Origin of the sequence: Actinokineospora auranticolor, assembly GCF_041897805.1 — a bacterium.
Classification (GTDB): domain Bacteria; phylum Actinomycetota; class Actinomycetes; order Mycobacteriales; family Pseudonocardiaceae; genus Actinokineospora; species Actinokineospora auranticolor.
In genome coordinates, this window is the sequence record NZ_CP154825.1 from 7,338,007 (window position 1) to 7,358,458 (window position 20,452).

The window sequence follows — 20,452 nt, forward strand, 5'->3', positions numbered from 1 at the left end:
GCACGACCAGTACCCGAGCGAAGGAAACACCATGCGAAGAAAGGGAGTGACCGCGGCGGGCATAGCCGTGCTCACCGCCACCACCGCGCTCGCCGTCCCCCTCCTCACCGCGGTCCCGGCGGTCGCGGAGCCGATGTCGGTCGCCACCACCAACGGCTGCCTGTCCCCGTACGTCGGGTCGGTGCGCCTGGACCTCACCGCCAACGTGGAGAACCCCACGTACCAGCGGCCCCTGCCCGAGGCCCGGCTGATCACCGGCACGGTCACCATCCCCAGCGCGGGCCTGACCGCGGTGGGGGCCGCGAGCGTCGAGGGCGACATCGACGTGGACACGATCGTCACCGGTCCGGCCTCGGGGCGTCCCACCCTCCGGCTGGAACTCCGGCGCACGCCGGTCACCCCCGGTCGGGACGTGGTGGCCACCGTGCGCGGGTACACCGACGACCACTACCCGACCGCGCAGGTGGGCACGACCACCGTCGCCGTCGACAGCATCGGGGTCTCCCTGCGCCCGCGACGCGCCGACGGCAGCCCCACCCGCCCCGGCGAGCTGACCTCCCGGTGCCTGCGCGGCGACCAGTCGCCGGTCACGTGGATGCGGATCCAGACGCTGCCGGTGGTCTCGGAGGTGCTGCCCGCGCCGACCGGGGTCCGAGTCACCTCGCTCACCCCGGACAGCGTCGGACTGGCGTGGAACCCGGCGGTGGGCTCGGGCATGCCGCCCAGCGAGTACGAGATACAGGTCGATGAGGCACCGGTGCAACGCGTGGACGCGGCCAACCTCAGCACCACCATCACCGGTCTGTCCCCGGACACGACCTACTACGTCCGCGTCCGCGGCATTCTCCGCGGCACCGGACAACGCAGCACCCCACTGCGGATCCACACACCGCCCACTCACGTCACCTACTACTACGACGTCACCGGGTCCGCACGGGTCCGCGGCTCCGAGATACCGCTCAACGGCGAGCAGCGCACCCTGCTTGACGTGACCGCCGGAACGCACCAGTCCACGGTCAACCTCTCGCCGGTGGAGGTACCGCTCGGCAACGGCGGCTCGGCGCGCGTCGAGTTCACCCCCGACGGCACCGCGACCGGCACCCTCACCGCGGGCGTGTTCACCCTGAGCACCCGGCAGCGGGTCACGATCCCCAGCGTGACCGTGCGCGGCCGGACCATCCCGACACCGGGCTGCGAGACGGCGGTGGAGGTACCGCTCACCTCCGGACCCGGGTTCACCCCGGCCACCGGCGGCACGCTGACCGGCGCGTTCACCGTCCCGCGCGCCAGCGGCTGCGGTCCCCACACCGCGGCGGTGAACGCGGCACTGGCCGGTAGCGGCAACCGCGCCGCGCTCACCCTCCGCCCCTGGGCCTGAACCGGCACTGGGGAAACCCCTAGGTGAGGCTGATCACGCCGTGCCGTGCGGGGCGAGGAAACCCCGCACGGCCGGCACCATCGGGGGTGATCACCGCGTCCCGATCGGGGAAGGACCGAGATGAGCACCGAGAGCGACCGCTGGCTGCGCCGCTTCCACCCGGCGCCGGGGGCACCGGCGCGGCTGCTGTGCCTGCCGCACGCGGGTGGCTCCGCCAGCTACTTCTTCCCGGTGTCCAAGGCCACGCACCCGCGCGTCGACGTGCTCGTGGCCCAGTACCCCGGCCGCCAGGACCGCAGGCAGGAGCCGCTGCTGGAGTCGGTCGCCGACCTCGCCGACGGGGTGGCCGCCGCGCTCGGCGCCTACCAGGACAAGCCGCTCACGCTGTTCGGCCACAGCATGGGCGCGTCGGTGGCGTTCGAGGTGGCGCTGCGGCTGCAGGCGCTGGGCACGCCGGTGCGCGGGGTCGTGGTGTCCGGCCGCCGCGCGCCGTCCGCGCTGCGCGACGAGTCGTCGCACCTGCTGCCCGACGACGAGCTGCTCGAGGACGTCAAGGCGCTGGGCGGCACCGAGGCCGCGCTGCTCGACGACCCGGACATCCGGCAGATGGTGTTCCCCGCCATCCGCGCCGACTACAAGGCCGCCGAGACCTACCGGCGCACGGACGGGCCGCGGATCGCCGCGCCGATCACGGCGCTGATCGGCGACAGCGACGCCAAGGTCACCGAGCCGGAGGCCCGCAGGTGGGCCGACCACACCGACGGTGACTTCGAGCTGGAGGTCTTCACCGGCGGGCACTTCTACATCACCGCGCACGCGGCCGCGGTCACCGCCCGGATCGAGAAGCAGATCGGGGCCACCCTCGACTGAGCGGGCCCGACCGGTCCGACCGGCCGGTGCGCGCGGGCGCGCGGCGGCGTGCGAGGCTCACCGGGCCAGCAGAGCCACACCGCCGGGGGGCGCCATGATCGACGCGTTGTCCACCACCCTCACCTGGGTATCCGTGGCGGCGGCGGTGTGGGCGCTGGTGCTGGTGGTCGCGCACCGGCCGCCGCTGCCCGGCCGCGCCGACGGCAACGCCTTCCTCGGGCTGCTGGGGGTCATCGAGGTGGCGCTGCTGGTGCAGGCGGTGCTGGGGTTCATCCGGCTGGTGACCGCCGACCACGAGGTGGACGGCCTGCAGTTCGGCGGCTACCTGCTCGGCGCGCTGCTGATCCTGCCGCTGGCGGTGTTCTGGTCCTTCGCCGAGCGGACCCGCTGGGGCACGGCCGTGCTGGTGGTCGGCGCGCTGGTCGTGCCGGTCATGATCGTGCGGCTCAACCAGATCTGGGACGCCCGTGCCTGAGACCGATCAGCGCACCGCGACCCGCTCCGGCCCCGGGCGGCTGCTGATCGCCGTGTACGCGATCTTCGCCTTGGCCGCGTGCGCGCGCTCCGGCGTGCAGATCGCGGCGCACTTCGGCCGCGCGCCGCTGGCGTACGCGCTCTCCGCCGTCGCCGCGGTGGTCTACGTCGTGGCGACGGTGTGCCTGGCCCGGGGCAGCCGCACCTCGCGCCGGGTCGCGGTGGTGTCGTGCGCGGTCGAACTGGTCGGCGTGCTCGCCGTGGGGACCGCGAGCGTGCTGGCGCCCTCGGCGTTCCCGGACGCGACGGTGTGGTCGGTGTTCGGCAAGGGCTACGGGTTCGTCCCGCTGGTGCTGCCGGTGCTCGGCCTGCTGTGGATCCGCCGCACCGCCATGTCCACTGTGGACCATTCAGCGGGGTAGGCGGCGCCAGAGCGCGCGGGGCAGCAGGCGCATCCCGAAGAACACCGGCCGCAGCACACCGGGCACCCACACCTCGCCGCGGCCCTTGCGCAGTGCGCGCACGGTCGCCTCGGCCACCTGCGCGGGGGTGCTGGAGAACGGCGCGGGGGACATGCCGGTCGTCATCCGGCCGACCACGAACCCGGGGCGCACCAGCAGCAGCCGCACACCGCTGCCCGCGAGCGCGTCGGACAGCCCGCTCGCGAAACCGTCCAGCCCGGCCTTGGCCGACCCGTAGACGTAGTTCGCCCGCCGCACGCGCACGCCTGCGACCGACGAGAACACGACGAGTTCACCGCTCCCCTGGCGCCGCAACAGGTTCGCCGCGTGGGTGAGCACGCTGACGTGGGCGACGTAGTCGGTGTGGACGATCGCCACCGCGTGGTCCACCTCGGCCTCGGCGCGCGACTGGTCGCCAAGGATGCCGAAGGCGACCACGATCGTGCCGATGGGCCCGTGCGCGCGGGCGATACCGGCCAGCGCCTCCTCGTGCGCACCGAGGTCGTCGGCGTCGAACTCGACCGGCACCACCTCGGTGGCACCCGCCGCCCGCAGCGCCGCCGCCTCCTCGACGAGTTCGCCCGACCGGCGCGCGGCCAGGACCACCACGCGACCGCTCGCCAGCCTGGCCGCGACCTCCGACCCGATCTCGCTGCGCCCGCCGAGCACGACCACCGATCCACTCATGCGGACCATTGTCGCCGCTCACGCAGCGCGCACGTCCGGTGCCCCTGTGTTAGCCATCCGGCCCGATGACCACATGATCGAGTGAAAGATCAGCGGGGCGATCACTGAACGTCTGCTTCGGCCGGGCCAATGCCGAGAACTCGCGCGCCTTTTACACCAAAACGTGCGACTTACGGGTGGCCAAGATCCCGGATAGCTTCGACGCCGTCGGCAACCGAAGGGACGCAGGCGGTCTCGACCGTACACGGACTCGACCAAAGGTGAACACGAGGCGCTTTCTCCGGTGGCGACTGGGTTCTCGGCCGCCTTCCCGGCCCGCCGTTGTCGCATTTTCCAGTCGCAACCCGATTCGAAGCACGCCAACAACCCGATAGGCGGTAGACCGTGACCGAGACCCTGCGCCCCGTCGACGGCGAGACCTCGCCCCAGCAGAGCCTCACGACCGCGGCGGCGCGGAACCTCGCCACCACCACCAAGTCCGTGCCGCAGATGCAGGAGATCACCTCCCGCTGGCTGCTGCGGGTCCTGCCGTGGACCCACGTCGGCGGTGGTACCTACCGGGTCAACCAGCGGCGCAGCTACGTCGTCGGCGACGGGCGCATCGCCATCGACTACGTGGTCGGCGACGGGCGGATCACGGTCAACCGCGGCGCGGCCCAGGCCCGGGTGGTCGCGGGCGACCTGCGCGAACTGTCCTTCCTGCGCGACTTCGACGACGACGAGGCGCTGAGCGCGCTGGCCGAGCTGTTCCAGCAGGAGACCTACGGCGCGGGCGACACCCTCGTGCAGTGGGGGCACGCCGAGGACCGGTTCCTGGTCATCGCGCACGGCCGCGTCGAGCAGCGCGCCGAGGGCCAGTACGGCGACGAGACCGTGGTCGGCGTGGTCACCGACGGCGAGTACTTCGACCAGTGGGGCCTGCTGGAGGAGCGCATCTGGGACTTCACCGCGCGCGCCACCACCGAGGTCACGGCGCTGTCGTTGCGCCGCACAGACTTCCAGAACCTGCTCGAGCGGATCCCGTCGCTGCGCGCGCACGTCGAGGCGTACGTGGCCAGCGGCGCGCACACCCGCGACGGCGAGGTGCCGATCAACCTGGCCGCGGGCCACACCGGTGAGGTGGAGCTGCCCGAGACCTTCGTCGACTACGAGGTCTCCCCCCGCGAGTACGAGCTCAGCGTCGCGCAGACCGTGCTGAAGGTGCACACCCGCGTCGCCGACCTCTACAACCAGCCGATGGACCAGGTCGAGCAGCAGCTGCGGCTGACCATCGAGGCGCTGCGCGAGCGCCAGGAGCACGAGCTGATCAACAACCGGGACTTCGGCCTGCTGCACAACGCCGACCCGCGCCAGCGCGTGCACGCCCGCCAGGGCGCGCCCACCCCGGACGACCTCGACGAGCTGCTCTCCAAGGTGTGGAAGGACCCGTCGGTCATCCTGGCCCACCCCAAGGCCATCGCCGCCTTCGGCCGCGAGTGCAGCAAGCGCGGCATCTACCCGGCCAACGTGGACATCGCGGGCCACCAGGTGCCGTCCTGGCGCGGCATCCCGGTGCTGCCGTGCAACAAGATCCCGATCTCCGACACCCGCACCACCTCGATGATCCTGATGCGCACCGGTGAGGCCAACCAGGGCGTGATCGGCCTGCACCAGACCGGCATCCCGGACGAGTACGAGCCGGGCCTGTCCGTGCGGTTCATGAACATCAACGACACCGCCGTGCTGTCCTACCTGGTCAGCGCCTACTACTCCGCCGCCGTGCTGGTCCCGGACGCGCTCGCCGTGCTCGACGACGTGCAGATCGGCCTGTAGCGCACCCCTCCACGACCACTGATTGGCGGTACCACGCGTGACCGAGCTTCTCGATTCGGACACCGAGCAGAGCCAGCAGAGCCTGGGCACCCGGGCCGCGCGGAACCTGGCCACCACGACCAAGTCCGTGCCGCAGATGCAGGAGATCAGCCCGCGCTGGCTGCTGCGCCTGCTGCCGTGGGTCGAGGCCCAGGGCGCGGTGTACCGGGTCAACCGCAGGCTCAGCTACACCCTCGGCGACGGCCGGGTCACCTTCACCAACACCGGCGCGGACATCGACATCGTGCCGACCGAGCTGCGCGAACTGGCCGTGCTGCGCGACCTCACCGACGACGCGGCGCTGTCCGCGCTGGCGGGCCGGTTCACCCAGCGCGAGTACGCGGCGGGCGACACCATCGTCGAGGAGGGCACCCCGGCCGACGCCGTGCACCTCATCGCGCACGGCAAGGTCACCACCCGCGCCCGCGGGCACTTCGGCGACGAGGCGACGCTGAACGTGCTGGCCGACGGGCAGTACTTCGGGGACCGGGCGCTCGTCGAGTCCGGCACCGCGTGGGAGTTCACCGCGCGCGCCGAGACGGCCTGCATCGTGATGTCGCTGTCGCGCTCGGAGTTCCTGTCGCTGCAGGAGCGGTCGGACGCGCTGCGGGCGCACGTCGAGGCGTTCCGGGCCAGCCCGGCGCAGCGGACGAACAAGCACGGCGAGGCGGAGATCGCGCTGGCGTCCGGCCACGACGGCGAAACGGAGCTGCCCGGCACGTTCGTCGACTACGACCTGGCCCCGCGCGAGTACGAGCTGAGCGTCGCGCAGACCCTGCTCAAGATCCACACCCGGGTCGCGGACCTGTACAACGACCCGATGGACCAGGTCGCCCAGCAGATGCGGCTCACCATCCAGGCGCTGCGGGAGCGCCAGGAGCACGAGCTGATCAACAACCGGGACTTCGGCTTCCTGCACAACGCGGACCTGCGCCAGCGCATCCACACCCGCACCGGCGCACCGACCCCGGACGACCTCGACGAGCTGCTGTCGCGGCGGCGCCGGTCGAACTTCTTCCTCGCGCACCCGAGGGCCATCGCCGCCTTCGGCCGCGAGTGCAACCGGCGCGGCCTCTACCCGCCCACCGTCGAGGTGCAGGGCAGGCAGCTGCAGTCCTGGCGCGGGGTGCCGATCCTGCCCTGCGACAAGATCCCGATCTCCGAGACCAACACCACGTCGATCCTGGTGCTGCGCACCGGCGAATCCGACCAGGGTGTGATCGGCCTGCACCAGACCGGGCTGCCGGACGAGTACGAGCCGGGCCTGTCCGTGCGGTTCACCGGGATCAACGACAAGGCGGTCATGTCGTACCTGGTCAGCACCTACTACAGCGCGGCCGTGCTGGTGCCCGACGCGCTCGGCGTGTTGGAAAGCGTCCAGATCGGGCTGTGAGGCCCCCGCTCGCCACCACCCCCGGCCCGCCTCCGGTGGTGGTGGCGAGCGCGTTCCGCGATTCCGCTCGAACGCGTTCCGCGTTCCACCCAGGCGCGTTCCACGCCCCGCTCGACCGGTTTCCACACCCGGCTCGAGCGCTCCACCCCCACGCTCCACTTCGGAAGGACCCTCTTGTGACGCCAACCGTCGCCCCAGCCCACCACTGCGCCCGCGAAGTGCTCGCGCGCAACCGCGACCGCTTCGACCCGGCCCTGCGCGCGGCGGTCGAGACCCTGCCCGACTCGATGCGCCACATCACGGGCTACCACTTCGGCTGGTGGGACGAGCACGGTGAGGCCACCACGGCCGACGCGGGCAAGGCCATCCGGCCCGCGCTGGTCGTCACCGCGGCCGAGGCGGTCGGCGGGGACGCGGAGCGGGCCCTCCCGGCGGCCGTCGCGGTGGAGCTCGTGCACAACTTCACGCTGCTGCACGACGACGTGATGGACCGCGACCGCACCCGCAGGCACCGGCCGACGGCGTGGAGCGTGTTCGGCCTCGGGCCCGCGATCCTGGCCGGGGACGCGCTGCTCACGCTGGCCTTCGACGTGCTGGCGAGCAGCGGTCACCCGTCGGCGCAGGAGGGCGCGCGCATCCTGTCGGCCGCGGTGCTGGCCGTGCAGGACGGGCAGGCCGCCGACTTGGCGTTCGAGAAGCGCGCCGACGTCGGGCTCGCCGAGTGCGTGCGGATGGCGGAGGGCAAGACCGGCGCGCTGCTGGGCTGCTCGACGGCGCTCGGCGCGCTGTTCGGCGGCGCGGCACCGACCCGGGTGACGCACCTGCGCACCTTCGGGGAGCACCTGGGCCTGGCGTTCCAGCTGGTCGACGACCTGCTGGGGATCTGGGGCGACCCGACCGCGACCGGCAAGCCGGTGTACGCCGACCTGGAGCGGCGGAAGAAGTCGCTGCCGGTGGTGGCGGCGCTGGCCGCGAACAGCAAGGCGTCGCAGGCACTGCACACCCTGTACCACCAGACCACCGCGCTCACGGCGGCGGACCTGATCCGGGCCGCCGACCTGATCGAGACCGCGGGCGGCCGCACCTGGGCCCGCACCCAGGCCACGACCCGCCTGGCGGACGCGCTCGACAGCCTGGAGGCGGCCAACCCCGCGTCCGGGCCCGCGATGGAACTGACCGCACTGGCCAACCTCATCATCCGCCGAGACCACTGAGTCTGGGCGGGCTCAAGCCCCAGAAGGACATATGTCCCCGCTGCATCCCGGCACCGGCCCCGTCGCACTCGTCGCCAGCGAACTGCACGGCCTGGCGCCCACCCCGGTCCCCTGTCCCGCCGCCGTGCTGCTCGACGGCGAACTCCGCCGCCACCAGGTGCCGACCGCGCTGGCCCCCCTCGACGTCCGCGACGCGACCGACAGCACCTGGGTCACCCTCGCCGACGGGACGACCGGTCTCGGGGTGGTGGCCCAGGACCGGCGGACGGCGCTGGTGGCCAGGGCCGCCATGAGTTCGCTGCTGGCGGCGAGCACCCCGCGCACCGTGCTGCTGGCGTCGCCGCGGTCGTTCTGCGCGGGGGTGGAGCGGGCCGTGCAGGTGGTGGAACGGGCGCTGGAGCGGTCTTCCGGGCCGGTCTACGTGCGCAAGCAGATCGTGCACAACGTGCACGTCGTGGCGGACCTGGAGTCCCGGGGCGCGGTGTTCGTGGACGAACTGGACGCGGTGCCGGAGGAGTCGACCGTGGTGTTCTCCGCCCACGGCGTTTCCCCCGCCGTGCGCGGTGCCGCGTCGTCGCGCCAACTCCAGGTCATCGACGCCACGTGCCCGCTGGTCACCAAGGTCCACGTCGAGGCCCGCCGCTTCGCCGCGCGGGGCGACACGGTGATCCTCATCGGACACGCGGGCCACGAAGAGGTCGAGGGGACCCTCGGCGAGGTCGACGAGATGCGGTTGGTGCAGTCGGTGGAGGACGTCGAGACCGTGGACGTCCCGGACCCCTCACGCGTCTCCTACCTGACCCAGACCACGCTTTCCGTGGACGAGACAACGGAAATCGTCACCGCCCTGCGCCGCCGCTTCCCCGCCCTCCGCAACCCGCCTTCGGACGACATCTGCTACGCCACAACGAACCGCCAGCAAGCCCTCCGCTCCGTGGCCGCCGCCGCGGACCTGGTTCTCGTCGTAGGCAGCACAAACTCCTCAAACTCCCTGCGGTTGGTGGAGTTGGCGGAGCGGCAGGGCACCCCGGCCCACCTGGTGGACGACGTCCGCGACATCAACCCGCGCTGGCTGGTCAACGCCACCACCATCGGCCTCACGGCGGGGGCGTCCGCCCCACCCCACCTGATCACCGCCATCATCGACGCCCTGGCAGGCCTGGGCCCCATCACCACCGAAGAACACGAGACGGCCCGGGAGACCATCCAGTTCACTCTCCCGTCCCCCCTCCGCCGAACCTGAGCGCTCCCTTTCCCGCTACTCACACCACGCCAAGAACCCTTACACCCCCAAGCCGAACCCGCCGCCCCAGCGCCCGCCTACCCACCCAGCAGCGAATTTCCTTGATCGCGAGTTATCCCCATCCGCCGCGACGATCCACAGGATTTCGCGGCCTCTTCCCCGGCGCCCTGGTGCCGATAGACTGGAGCAGGGTTGTCCCCCCAGAGGAGGGCGGGGGCTGTGCTTGGGGCCCTCGGGGTGGTCAAAACAAAAAGTGACCCAGCCCCAGCCAAGCCGCACACGCCCACCCCACCCAGGCCACCTCGCAACTGTCCCCGCCCCGCCAGGTCGAACCCGCTGCCCGCCGACGTGTGCCAGCCCGGTTCCACCCGCCCAAGCCGCACACGCCCTCCCCGCCCAGGCCATCTCGCAACCTCTTTGCCGCCCCGCCAGGCCGAACCCGCTACCGATCGACCCGTGCCAGCCCGGCCTCCACCCGCGCGAGCCGCACACGCCCTCTCCACCCAGGTCGCTTCGCCAGCCCGAACCCGCTACCCATCGACGTGTGCTGGCCCGGCCCCCACCCGCCCGAGCCGCACTCGCCCACCCAGGCCAGACCGCCTCGCAACCCGTCACCGCCCCGCCAGGCCGAACCCGCTGCCCGCCGACGTGTGCCAGCCCGACCCACCACCTGACTCTTCGCGCCCCCGCTGTCTGCTCGATGGGGTGGAACGTCTTTGTGTGGGGGGACGGACCTGCCAAGCTTCCCCTGCGGGTGGGTTGGCTTGCCCCTCCCACCGCTTTGCCCCACCGCAGGTTCGTAGGGGCCCCGCACAAAGACGTTTCACCCCATCGAGCAACGCTCGATGTCGCGTTCAGACCACGGGAGAACAGGTCCCCGCTGGGTAGATCGATACCCACCTCACCACCCAGGCCAGACCAGCGCCGGGCCGGGTTCATCAGTCCAGCCCCACGCGAAAAACAAGGGCGGCCTCGATTGAGTGAACTTGCTTTGCGCGGGGCCCCTACGAACCTGCGGCGGGGCAAAAGCGGTGGGGATGGCAAGCCACCCCACCCGCCGGGAAGCTTGGCAGGTCCGTCCCCCCACACAAAGCAAGTCCACCCAATCAAGGCGAATGGTGGGGCGCGTTGCGCTCGGTGGGGGGGGTGGGGATCCTGCGGCGGTTGCGGGGGTGGCTAGGGAGAAATGTGTGGGGTGGAGGCTTGGATCCTGCGGTGGTGGTGGGAGGTGGCTAGGAGGGAGAAGAGTGTTGGGTGGGGTGGGATCCAGCGGCGTTCGTGGGGGTGGCTGGGGAGAAAAGCGTTAGGCAGGAACGGGACCCAGCGGCGGTGGTGTGGATGGCTGGGGCGAGAAAAGGGAAGCGGTGGGTGGAGTGTGGTGGTGGGCTAGCTGACCGGGGGTGGGGCGTTGCGGCTGGTGACCGACAGGCGGTTGAAGGCGTTGATCACGGTGATCACCCAGACCAGGTGCGGGAGCTGTTCCGCGCCGAAGTGGTGCAGCGCCTCGTCGTAGACCTCGTCCGGGACGTGGTCTACCGAGAGTTCCGTGATGGACTCCGCCAGTTCCAGTGCCGCGCTCTCCTTCTCGTCGAAGAAGCCGCTTTCGCGCCAGACCGCCAGGGCGTGTACGCGGCGGACCGGTTCACCTAGTTTGGCCAGGGCCGTGGTGTGCATGTCCACGCAGAAGGCGCAGCCGTTGAGTTGGGAGGCGCGGGTTCGGACCAGTTCCAGCAGCCGCTGGTCCAGGCCCGCGGCGACGGCTTCCTGGTCGGTCGCGGTGTGGAGTTCGATCAACCTCCGGTACAGGTCCGGGGTGGCGGGTCCGACGGCGATGCGGTCGGTCACGGTGTGGCTCCTTAGGTCCAGCGTCCGGTTCCGAAGGTATCCTGCCCGGTTCTGATGACCGCGCGTAGCTCCATCCGGCGGACCTTCCCCGTGCCGGTGCGCGGGATCTGGTCCCACTGGAGGACCAACGGGTCGGCCATCGCGGGCAAGTCGCCGAGCGCCTTGCGCCAGGACGTGGGGTCGAGGCGGCCGTTCTCGGTCACCACGACGGGAAGCGGCAGCCGACCCGGGGTGCCCAGCACGACGCACTCCACGAGCCCGGGCACCCGGTCCTCCAGCACGTCCTCCAGTTCGACGCAGCTCTCCCCCGGTAGGAAGTCGACCTCGCGGTCCAGCATCAGGTACGAGCCGAACCTGGTCCGCACCCCGATGTCCCCGGTGTTCCACCACTCCCCGTCGGCCTTCGCTTCCCAACGGGCGCGCTCCCCCACGTAATCCACGCCCCGGGTCCCCGTCCGGACCAGGACGAGACCCGGGGTGCCGCGCGGGACCGGCTTGAACGTCCGGGGGTCGACGATCCGCAACCGCACGCGGCCGGGTACCGGGCGGCCGAGGTTGCGGGTGGTCGGGTGCCGCGCCGCCGTGGCGCGCAGCGACCGCCGGGTCATGAACCGGAACGTCAGCGGACCCGTCTCCGTCTGCCCCCACACCTGCACCCACAGCGGCCGCCGCCGCGTCGCCCCCAGGAACGCGCGCAGGGTCGGCGGGTGCATCGCGTCGAAGGTGCTGACGAACAACCGGACCCCGGCGAACGGGTTGCCGTCCCCCGCCGCGAGGGGCCGCCACCGGACGAAGGTCGACGGCAGCGCCTCCAGCGTCGTCGGCGGGAACGCGCGCAGCACGGGCTCCGCGCGGGCCGGGTCGTCGGCGTCGATGATCACGACTTCCTTCGGTGCCAACCACAGCACCGACGCCGTCCACGGGATCGCCCGCCCGTGCGCGAAGGCGATGGCCGAGCAGACCGTGTCCTTCCTGCGGCACGACACCACCGGCAGCCGCGTCGACTCCGCGCCCGCCAGGCCGAGCACCAGGCTCCGGTTGGTGTGCACGACCAGCTTCGGCACCCCGGTGGTCCCCGAGGTGTGGTGGATGACGAGCGGCTCGTCGTCGTCGCGGAACACCGGCGGTGGCGGCTCGTGCCCGCGCAACCGGTCCAGGGGCAGCGTGTCCGGGTAGCGGCCCTCCAGCGTCACCGCCCGCCGCGCCACGCCGAGCAGCGCCACCCCGTGCTCGGCGGCCCGCTCCAGCACCGCCCGCGTGGTCACCAGCAGCGCGGGCGAGAGCCGGGACAGCAGTACCCGCAACGTCTCCGGCGCGAGCTGGTCCGACAGCAGCGCGGGCACCGCGCCGACGCGCGCCGCCGCGCAGGCCAGCAGCACGTAGTCCCAGTGGTTCGCCTTGACGACCGCGACCCGGTCCCCCGGCCGCACCCCGGCCGCCGCCAGCCAGCCCGCGATGTTGCGCACCAGCGACGCCAGCGCGGGCACGTCGTACTCGGTGCCGAAGTCCGGTGCCACGTCGAGCGGGCGGGACAGGCGCACGACCGTCCCGGTCCGGCGTTCGACGAGGTCGTCGAAGAGCGTGCCCAGGTCGCCTGGCTTGCCCATCAAGCGACCTTCCGCCCGGTGACGGTGACCATCACCTGCGACAGCCAGCGGTGCCCCGGGGTCGCCAGGTCGGCGACGGCCGCGTCGATCTCGGCGGCGTCGACCCGACCGCGGGCGATCATGGCGGGCCGCAGGTGCTCGAGCCACAGCGCGAACCAGCGGGCGTTCAGGCCGCCGCCCTCGACGACCTCGGCTCGGCCCTCGGCGCGCACGTCGACCAGGCCGACCGCGGTCATCAGGTCGATGTCGAGCAGGCCGCAGCGCGGGTGGTAGCCGGCGTAGGTCATCTCCGCGTACGCGGCGCGCTTGACCCGCTCGTGCATGATGCCGTCCGCGGTGTCGAACAGCGGCGTGGAGTCGGTGTCCTCCAGCACGAGGTGCCCGCCGGGGCGCAGCGCGGCGGCCATCCAGCGCACGGCGGACGCGCGGTCGGCCACGTGCTGCACCACCAGCCGGGCGTGCACCAGGTCGTAGTCGCGGCCGATGTCGTCGGTGGTGACGTCCGCCTGCCGGACCCGCACGCCGTGCAGGCCGGTGAGCCGCGAGGTGTCGATGTCCACCGCGGTGACCTCGGCGCCGCGGCCCGCCATCCACGCGGCGATGGACCCGCGGCCCGCACCCACCTCAAGGCAGCGCGTGCCGGGCCCGACGCCGACCTCCGCGAGTCGCGCCTGGGTGCCCGGGTCCCACAGCCGCTCGCCGAGGGCCAGGCGTTCCTCTTCGCGCTCGAAGTCGGTGGCGAACACGTAGTGGGGAGCGGTCTCAGCCACGGGCCACCGCCGGGACGCCCGCGTCGGCCAGCCGCTCGGCGACCACTTCCGCCGACCGCACGGCCGATTCGCTGCACGGCCGCAGCGCGTACCAGTCGCCCGCGTACTCCACGGCCGCCGGTGGTCGGTCGACGAAGTCCTTGCGCACGGCCAAAGCTTCCGCCGTCGGCATCGGCAGCCCGTGCCGGTGCCGGGCCACGACGGTGCCGCGCAGCGCGTGCGCGAGCCCCGGCAGGTACGGCTCGGCCTGGGCGACGAGGGTGCGGGCGATCTCGTCGTCGGACTCGCCCACCAGGTCGGTGACGACCTCCTGCCCCGCGACCAGGGTCGCCATGCCGCGCCCGTCCGGCACCCGGGACGGGTGCTTGCGCTCGTCGAGCACCACACCGGCCAGGATCGGGTTCTCCACGGCCGGGATGGCCAGCCCGAACGCCGCGCCGATGGCGTCGAGCGGGCGGTCGAGCAGGCAGCAGACCTTGATCATCGACCGGAACTCGACCCGGCGGACGTACTCCGGCGCGTCGGCGTGCAGCTCGGCGGCGACCGGCGCGGGCACCGCGAGGACGACCGTGCGCGCGGTCAGCGGTGTGCTGTCCGCGACCAGCCGGGCGCCGGAGCCGGTGGTGACGACCTCGCGGACGGTGACCCCGGTGCTCACGTCGGTGTGCTCGGCGAGTGCGCGGGCCACGGTGTCCATGCCGTCGCGGTACGTGCGGAAGGTCTTGGTGGCGCCGACGGCGAGCATGTGCGCGAGCAGCGGACCGGCCGCGGCTCGGGTGGTGTCCCAGCCGTAGAAGCCGCCGCTGAGCGGCTGGAACAGGTAGTCGTGCAGGTCGCCCCCGATGACGTCGGCGACCGCGCGGTCGCCCAGCGGGGTGGCCTCCGGGTGGTCGGTGGAGTAGTCGCGCCTGCCCGCGTTGGCCAGCAGCCGGACCAGGCGCCAGCGGGCGGACGGGCGCAGCCCGGCGCCGGTGAGGAACCCGCGCGGGTCGCCGACGTGCGGGTGCGCGCGGCCGTCGCGCCACATGGCCAGCGGCGCATCGATCAGCGGGACGTCCGCGCGGGCGATGCCGAGTTCCTCGACGAGCCGCCAGGTGGCCGGGTAGCCGGTGGTGCCGATCATCTCCGCGCCGGTGTCGGCCACGTACCCGTCCTGGCGGACGCTGGCCATCCGGCCGCCGACGTGGTCGGCCGCCTCGAACACGTGCACGTTGCGCCCCTGCGCGCGCAACCGCTTGGCCACGGCGAGGCCGGCGATCCCGGCTCCCACCACGGCCACGTCAAGATCAGCACTCACGAGCCCGCTCCCAGGACGAGGACGAGGTCCACCGCGAACAGGCTCGCGGTGGTGACGCGGTGGGCGCGCAGCCCGAGCAGCCGGGCGGCGAGCGCGTCGCCGAGGCCGACGCCCCGGCGCAGCTGCGCGACCCGCACGCCCATGGCGGGCAGCATGGCCAGGGCGAACCACCACGGCGCGGGGCCCAGACCGGCCGCGGTGACGATGAGCGCGATCTCGGCGACGGTGAGGCAGGCGATGAACGCCCGGTTCTGCCCCTCGGTGAGCAGGACCGCGGCCGTCGGCCTGCCGACCGCGGCGTCGCCCTCGGCGTCGCGGGTGTTGGAGTAGACCCCGAACAGCAGCGGCCCGAGTCCGAAGAGGACGGATTGGACGGCGGCGAACCCGCCGACCGACCCGGTGCACAGGCCGAGCCCGACGAGCACCAGGCCGGTGCCGAAGCCCGCGAGGAACACCTCCTGCCAGCCCCGGTAGCTGATCTTGAGGCCCCAGGAGTACTGCACCGAGGAGCACAGGCACAGCGCGCCGAGCAGAACTGTCCACAGTGGAGCGTACGGGGCCACCAGCGCGGCCAGCGCCCACAGCAGCGCGCCCGCGCCGCAGGCGGCCCAGCCGAAGCGCACCGCCTCGGCCTCGGTCAGCTCGCCGGTCAGCAGCGGCTTGCGGGCCAACCGGCGGGCGGAGGCGTTCGGGCCGTAGTTGGCCGCGTCGCTGCCGTCGCGGAAGCCGGTGACGTCGTCGAAGGCGACCGAGCCCGCGACCACGCACACCGTGCCGATGCCGAAGACCAGCAGCACGCCGAACGCGGCCGGGGTGAACCCGGCCAGCGCCCAGGCCAGCGGCAGGGCCAGGTAGTAGTCCCAGACGTCGAGCTTGGCCAGCCGGGCGTACGCGCCGAGCCGGGCGGGCACGACCGGTGACAGCGGCGTGGTCATCGCGGTCCCCCGGAGAAGTCGCAGACGGCGTCGGCGATGTGCTCCACCTCGGCGTCGGTCAGGTGCGGGTAGCAGGGCAGGGCCAGGGTGCGCGCGCAGGCCAGTTCCGCGTGCGGCCAGAACTGGCCGGGCCGGGCGAAGCGGGCGAACGCGGGCTGGGCGGGCAGCGGCGACGGGTAGTAGACGTGGCTGCCCACGCCCCGGTCCGCGAGGTGGTGGCGCAGCGCGTCGCGGTGGTCGACCAGCAGCGAGTAGACGTAGAAGCAGCGGCCGTTCCGACCGGCGGGCGGCGCTTGGACGCCGTAGTCCACCAGCGGGGCGAACCGCGCGGTGTAGTAGTCGGCGATCTCCGCGCGCCGCCGCAGCCTGCCCGCGAGCCCGGGCAGCCGGTGCAGCTGGAAGTCGGCCATGACCTCGTCGAAGCGGCTGTTGTAGCCGACCACGTGGTGCAGGAACCGGGTTCGGCCGTCCTGGCCGTGGTTGCGCAGCAGGCGCACGCGGTGCGCGAGTTCCTCGTCGTCGGTGACCACGGCGCCGCCCTCGCCGATCGTGCCGAAGGTCTTGACCTGCACGAAGGAGTACACCCCCGCCTCGCCCCAGCGCCCGGCCGGGACGCCGTCGAGCACCCCGCCCTGGGCCACCGCCGAGTCCTCGACCAGCCGCACGCCGTGGTGCTCGGCCAGTTCGCGCAGCGTGGGCATGTCCGCCATGACGGAGAACATGTGCGCGGGCATGATCGCCGCGGTGCGGCCGGTGACCGCGGACTCCACCTCGTACGGCTCGACCACCATGGTCCACGGGTGCACGTCGGCGAAGACCGGGGTGGCGCCGACGGAGACCACCGAGGAGGCCAGCGGCGCGCAGCCGAAGGCGGGCACCACGACCTCGTCGCCCGGTCCGATGTCCATGGCCCGCAGCACGAGCGTCAGCGCGGTGGTGCCGCTGCCGCAGGCGATCACGTCCGCGGCCCCGGTCTCCGCGCGCAGCGCCCGCTCCAGGGCCGCGGTGCGCTCGCCGAGGATGAACTTCTGCTCGGTCGCGGTGGCGATCCGCTGCACGGCTTCGAGCAGCACCGCGCGGTCGTCGTCGAACAGGTCCGGCGGGAAGAACGGCAGCGCGTGGGTCACGACCCGCCACCGCCGAAGAAGGCGCGGATGAGCGCGCACACCCGGTCGACCTGGAAGTCGGTGAGGTCCGGGTAGAGCGGCAGCGCGAGGGTGCGCGCGCACGCGGCCTCGGCGACCGGGAAGTCGCCGCGCCGGTGGCCCAGCTCGGCGAAGCACGGCTGCAGGTGCAGCGGGACCGGGTAGTACGTCTCGGTGCCGACGCCGTGCGCGGCGAGGTACGCGGCGAGGGTGTCGCGGTGGTCGACCTCGACGAGGTAGACGTAGAACACCGGGGTGGTGTCGACGTCGCGCTCGACCACCGTGGGCAGCCGCCGCACCCCGGGGCAGCCGCGCAGCCGCTCGGTGTAGGCGGCGGCCAGTTCGCCGCGGCGGGCGATGTCCGCGTCGAGGCGCTCCAGCTTGGCCAGCAGCACCGCGGCCTGGATGTCGTCCATCTTGGAGTTGAACCCCGGCACCGCGGTCTCGGTGTTGATCCCGGGGAAGTGGTCCAGGGTGTGCCCGTAGCGGCCGTGGTGGCGCAGCGCGGCGACGGAGTCGGCGACGGTCGCGTCGTCGGTGATGACCGCGCCCGCGTCGCCGATCGCGCCGAGGGTCTTGGTGGGGAAGAACGACAGCACCCCGCCCGCGCCGCGCAGGCCCGCGTGCGCACCGTCCCAGCGCATGCCGATCGCCTCGGCGCTGTCCTCGACCACGGTGAGCGCGTGCCGCTGGGCGAACCGCTCGACGGCGGTGAGGTCGGCGAGCTGGCAGAACAGGTGCACCGGCATGACCATCCGGGTGCGCTTGCCGACCTCCACCGCGGCCAGGTCGAGCGTGTAGGTGTCCGGATCGATGTCGGCGAAGGCCGGTCGTCCGCCCGCGAGCACCACCGCGGAGGCGGAGGCGATGAAGCTGAACGCGGGCACCACCACCTCGTCGCCGGGTTCGAGACCGGCCGCGCGCATCAGCAGCACCAGCGCGTCGGTGCCGGAGTTGACCCCGATGGCGAACCGGGCGCCGGTGTAGCGGGCCAGCGCCTGCTCGAACCGGCCGACCAGCGGGCCGTGGGAGTACTTGCCGCGGTCGACGACGGTCTCGATGTTGGCCGCGATGCTCGGCCAGAGCGCGGTGAAGGCCGCGGCCTGGGTGAAGAACGGCACCGCCGGTCCAGGTGGGGCCGCGGCGTCCGGGTCCGCGAGTGCCGCGGCGTGCTCCATGTCGGTCCTTAGAACTCAGTGGTCCGGATAGCGCTGGTCGGGTCGCCCCTGCGGCGGTCGGGCTCCCGGCGCGGGCGCGGTCCAAACTAGGCGGTCGCCATCCGTTGCGCGGCAACGCAAACGAAAGATCACACGGTCGGGTGGCCGTCGGGGGTCCGCGTTGACACCCGGCACGGCGCACACCAGGGTTGGCCCGTCCCGCCCCCCGAACGCACCAGTCGCGGCACCCGAACAGCCGCACACCCCGATTCCAGCCGATTCCAGGAGGCACGCACCCCATGCTGGGCACGCTCGTCGTGGGCCTGGGCCGCGCGGGCTCCGGGCTGCACCTGCCGGTGCTGCGCGGGCTCGGGCACGGCGGCGGACGCTCGCTGGGCAGGCCGCCGATCACCGTGCACGACCCGCGCCACCGCCCGGCGGAGGCGCCCGACCTCGCGGTGGCGCACTCGCTGGCGCACGCGGCGGCGATCACCGACCCGGAGCGGACCGTGGTGCACCTGTGCACCGGCCCGTCCGCGCGGCTGCGCCCGCTGACCGAGCTGGTCGACCTGGGGTTCCGCCGGTTCCTGGTGGAGAAGCCGCTGGCCGCCGACGAGGTCGAGCTGCGCGAGGTGCTGCGGCTGCGCGAGCGCGCCGGGCTGGACGTGGTGCCGGTGGCGCAGTGGCGGTGCAGCGAGCTGACCAACCGGGTGCTCGCCGTGCTGCGCGGCGGCAGGCTGGGCGCGCTGAAGTCCGTGGAGTTCAGCCAGCGCAAGCCGCGCTTCGCCCGCACGCTCGCCGGTGACGACCACCCGAGCGCCTTCGACGTCGAGATGCCGCACTCGCTGGCCGTCGCGCTGCACGTGGCGGGCGCGGCCGAGGTGGTCGGCGCGGGATGCGCGGACATGCTGCTCGGCGACGCGGTCTTCCCGTCGATGGGCCGGGCGTGGGTGCGGCTGCGGCACGCGGACGGGGTGTTCACCGACATCCGCACCGACCTCACCGCGCCGGTCCGCGAGCGCCGGATCACCGTGGAGCTGGAGGGCGGCACGCTGATCGGGCACTACCCGATCAGCGGGGCGGACGAGTACGCGCAGCTGTCCGTGCGCACCCGCGGCGGCAAGGTCGACTCGGTGTTCCGCGACGACTCGCTCTCCGCGTTCGTCTCCCGCGCGTACCGGCACTTCACCGGCGAGGAGCCCTTCACGGACGAACCCGCGATCGGCGCCGCGGTGGTGTCGGTCATCGCGGAGGCCAAGCGGCAGGCCGGGTTGCGCGCGCCGGTGGAGGTCGGCCGGTGAGGGTGCTCGCGGGCATCGGCGACGAGGCCGGTCCCGGGTTGGCCGAGCAGGTCGCGGCGGTCACCGGGCTGGGCTGGTCGGCGATCGAGCTGCGCACGGTGGCGGGCACGGCCGTGGCGGACCTGCCGGACCCGCTGTTCGACGAGGTCGCGGGCACGCTGGCGGAGCTGGGGCTGCGCACGGTGTGCGTGGACTCGCGGATCGGCGACTGGTCCACGGTGATCACCGGCGACTTCGGCCGCGACCTGGAGGAGCTGCGGGTGCTGGCGCGCCGCTGCCCGCGGCTGGGCACCCGGTACGTGCGGGTGATGTCGTACCCCAACGACGGCCTGCACGACGACGAGTGGGAGCACCGGGCGCTGCGCCGGATGCGGGAGCTGGCGCTGCGCGCCGAGCAGGCGGACCTGGTGCTGCTGCACGAGAACTGCGCGGGCTGGGCGGGCAGCGACCCGGCGCGGGCGCTGCGCATGCTGGAGGAGGCGGACAGCCCGGCGCTGCGGTTGCTGTTCGACACCGGCAACGGCTTGGCGTACGGCTACTCCGCGACGGAGCAGCTGGCCGAGGTGGTGGAGCACGTGGCGCACGTGCACGTCAAGGACGGCGTGCCGACCCCCATGGGTCCACAGTGGACAATTCCAGGCGAGGGCGACGCGGACGTGCGCGGCTGCCTCGACCTCTTGGCCGCGCACGGCTACCAGGGCGCGCTGTCCATCGAACCGCACCTGAGCCTGCGCCCGCACGAGTCGGGCGGGCGGGGTTCGGTCGAGGGGTTCACCGCGGCCGGGCGCGCGTTGGAAGCCCTGCTCGCCACGGCGGACCGGTGA

At 73.0% G+C, this 20,452-nt stretch carries 18 protein-coding genes; 10 read left to right on the top strand and 8 right to left on the bottom strand.

Features of this window, described 5'->3' with window-relative positions:
* Nucleotides 1-31 precede the first annotated feature (31 nt).
* The 4 genes from V5P93_RS31940 (at nt 32) to V5P93_RS31955 (ending at nt 3,144) form a co-directional block, all read left to right on the top strand.
* The gene (locus tag V5P93_RS31940; RefSeq protein WP_146108286.1) at nt 32-1,378 is read left to right on the top strand and encodes a fibronectin type III domain-containing protein; all 1,347 of its coding nucleotides are present in this window, start codon (nt 32-34) and stop codon (nt 1,376-1,378) included.
* Nucleotides 1,379-1,498: 120 nt separating this feature from the next.
* Nucleotides 1,499-2,248: a thioesterase II family protein gene (locus tag V5P93_RS31945; RefSeq protein WP_104482259.1), complete on the top strand. Its 750-nt coding sequence runs from the start codon at nt 1,499-1,501 to the stop codon at nt 2,246-2,248.
* A 94-nt stretch (nt 2,249-2,342) separates the two neighbouring features.
* Nucleotides 2,343-2,723, top strand: a complete 381-nt coding sequence (locus V5P93_RS31950) for a hypothetical protein (protein ID WP_104482258.1) — start codon at nt 2,343-2,345, stop codon at nt 2,721-2,723.
* A complete protein-coding gene (locus tag V5P93_RS31955) occupies nt 2,716-3,144 on the top strand; it encodes a hypothetical protein (RefSeq protein ID WP_104482257.1) in 429 nt (142 codons plus the stop codon). The genes V5P93_RS31950 and V5P93_RS31955 overlap by 8 nt, the downstream gene beginning before the upstream one ends.
* Here V5P93_RS31955 and V5P93_RS31960 read toward each other — a convergent pair.
* Nucleotides 3,133-3,870 (bottom strand): SDR family NAD(P)-dependent oxidoreductase, encoded by a 738-nt coding sequence (locus V5P93_RS31960; RefSeq protein WP_104482256.1) that lies wholly within the window; start codon nt 3,868-3,870, stop codon nt 3,133-3,135. The two genes, V5P93_RS31955 and V5P93_RS31960, sit on opposite strands and share 12 nt — an antisense overlap.
* Before the next feature lie 384 nt (nt 3,871-4,254).
* On the opposite strand from V5P93_RS31960, the gene V5P93_RS31965 reads away from it, so the two are divergent.
* The 4 genes from V5P93_RS31965 to ispH all read left to right on the top strand — a co-directional run bounded on the left by V5P93_RS31965 (nt 4,255) and on the right by ispH (nt 9,571).
* Complete coding sequence (locus V5P93_RS31965; protein ID WP_104482255.1) at nt 4,255-5,682, top strand: family 2B encapsulin nanocompartment shell protein; 1,428 nt, start codon at nt 4,255-4,257, stop codon at nt 5,680-5,682.
* Between the two features lie 37 nt (nt 5,683-5,719).
* Entirely contained in the window at nt 5,720-7,114 is a 1,395-nt protein-coding gene (locus tag V5P93_RS31970; RefSeq protein WP_104482254.1) for a family 2B encapsulin nanocompartment shell protein, read from the top strand.
* Between the two features lie 176 nt (nt 7,115-7,290).
* Nucleotides 7,291-8,328 (top strand): family 2 encapsulin nanocompartment cargo protein polyprenyl transferase, encoded by a 1,038-nt coding sequence (locus V5P93_RS31975; RefSeq protein WP_245931638.1) that lies wholly within the window; start codon nt 7,291-7,293, stop codon nt 8,326-8,328.
* Nucleotides 8,329-8,359: 31 nt separating this feature from the next.
* The gene (gene ispH / locus V5P93_RS31980; protein WP_104482253.1) at nt 8,360-9,571 is read left to right on the top strand and encodes a 4-hydroxy-3-methylbut-2-enyl diphosphate reductase; all 1,212 of its coding nucleotides are present in this window, start codon (nt 8,360-8,362) and stop codon (nt 9,569-9,571) included.
* Between the two features lie 1,386 nt (nt 9,572-10,957).
* Here ispH and V5P93_RS31985 read toward each other — a convergent pair.
* From V5P93_RS31985 to V5P93_RS32015, 7 genes are read right to left on the bottom strand one after another with little or no spacing between them, the layout of a single operon-like run.
* Nucleotides 10,958-11,416 (bottom strand): carboxymuconolactone decarboxylase family protein, encoded by a 459-nt coding sequence (locus tag V5P93_RS31985; RefSeq protein WP_104482252.1) that lies wholly within the window; start codon nt 11,414-11,416, stop codon nt 10,958-10,960.
* 11 nt (nt 11,417-11,427) lie between these two features.
* The gene (locus V5P93_RS31990) at nt 11,428-13,023 is read right to left on the bottom strand and encodes a class I adenylate-forming enzyme family protein (protein WP_104482251.1); all 1,596 of its coding nucleotides are present in this window, start codon (nt 13,021-13,023) and stop codon (nt 11,428-11,430) included.
* The gene (locus V5P93_RS31995; protein WP_104482250.1) at nt 13,023-13,793 is read right to left on the bottom strand and encodes a methyltransferase domain-containing protein; all 771 of its coding nucleotides are present in this window, start codon (nt 13,791-13,793) and stop codon (nt 13,023-13,025) included. Before V5P93_RS31995 ends, V5P93_RS31990 begins: the two co-directional genes overlap by 1 nt.
* Complete coding sequence (locus tag V5P93_RS32000) at nt 13,786-15,090, bottom strand: NAD(P)/FAD-dependent oxidoreductase (protein ID WP_104482249.1); 1,305 nt, start codon at nt 15,088-15,090, stop codon at nt 13,786-13,788. Before V5P93_RS32000 ends, V5P93_RS31995 begins: the two co-directional genes overlap by 8 nt.
* The gene (locus V5P93_RS32005; protein ID WP_104482248.1) at nt 15,087-16,025 is read right to left on the bottom strand and encodes a UbiA family prenyltransferase; all 939 of its coding nucleotides are present in this window, start codon (nt 16,023-16,025) and stop codon (nt 15,087-15,089) included. The genes V5P93_RS32000 and V5P93_RS32005 overlap by 4 nt, the downstream gene beginning before the upstream one ends.
* Nucleotides 16,022-17,152, bottom strand: coding sequence for a DegT/DnrJ/EryC1/StrS aminotransferase family protein (locus tag V5P93_RS32010; RefSeq protein WP_104482247.1), 1,131 nt, complete (start codon nt 17,150-17,152; stop codon nt 16,022-16,024). Before V5P93_RS32010 ends, V5P93_RS32005 begins: the two co-directional genes overlap by 4 nt.
* Nucleotides 17,149-18,348 carry a DegT/DnrJ/EryC1/StrS aminotransferase family protein gene (locus V5P93_RS32015; protein WP_104482246.1) on the bottom strand — a complete coding sequence of 400 codons (1,200 nt, stop codon included), beginning with the start codon at nt 18,346-18,348 and terminating at the stop codon, nt 17,149-17,151. Before V5P93_RS32015 ends, V5P93_RS32010 begins: the two co-directional genes overlap by 4 nt.
* A gap of 278 nt (nt 18,349-18,626) precedes the next feature.
* On the opposite strand from V5P93_RS32015, the gene V5P93_RS32020 reads away from it, so the two are divergent.
* On the top strand, nt 18,627-19,628 hold the full coding sequence (locus tag V5P93_RS32020; protein ID WP_104482245.1) for an oxidoreductase: 1,002 nt from the start codon (nt 18,627-18,629) through the stop codon (nt 19,626-19,628).
* Nucleotides 19,625-20,452: a sugar phosphate isomerase/epimerase gene (locus V5P93_RS32025; protein WP_104482244.1), complete on the top strand. Its 828-nt coding sequence runs from the start codon at nt 19,625-19,627 to the stop codon at nt 20,450-20,452. The genes V5P93_RS32020 and V5P93_RS32025 overlap by 4 nt, the downstream gene beginning before the upstream one ends.

Excerpts from the sequence above, each read along its gene's own strand:
- V5P93_RS31940 (WP_146108286.1), top strand. The coding sequence starts at position 32 with ATGCGAAGAAAGGGAGTGACCGCGGCGGGCATAGCCGTGCTCACCGCC.
- V5P93_RS31945 (WP_104482259.1), top strand. The coding sequence starts at position 1,499 with ATGAGCACCGAGAGCGACCGCTGGCTGCGCCGCTTCCACCCGGCGCCG.
- V5P93_RS31950 (WP_104482258.1), top strand. The coding sequence starts at position 2,343 with ATGATCGACGCGTTGTCCACCACCCTCACCTGGGTATCCGTGGCGGCG.
- V5P93_RS31960 (WP_104482256.1), bottom strand. The coding sequence starts at position 3,870 with ATGAGTGGATCGGTGGTCGTGCTCGGCGGGCGCAGCGAGATCGGGTCG.
- ispH (WP_104482253.1), top strand. The coding sequence starts at position 8,360 with ATGTCCCCGCTGCATCCCGGCACCGGCCCCGTCGCACTCGTCGCCAGC.
- V5P93_RS31990 (WP_104482251.1), bottom strand. The coding sequence starts at position 13,023 with ATGGGCAAGCCAGGCGACCTGGGCACGCTCTTCGACGACCTCGTCGAA.
- V5P93_RS32005 (WP_104482248.1), bottom strand. The coding sequence starts at position 16,025 with ATGACCACGCCGCTGTCACCGGTCGTGCCCGCCCGGCTCGGCGCGTAC.
- V5P93_RS32015 (WP_104482246.1), bottom strand. The coding sequence starts at position 18,348 with ATGGAGCACGCCGCGGCACTCGCGGACCCGGACGCCGCGGCCCCACCT.
- V5P93_RS32020 (WP_104482245.1), top strand. The coding sequence starts at position 18,627 with ATGCTGGGCACGCTCGTCGTGGGCCTGGGCCGCGCGGGCTCCGGGCTG.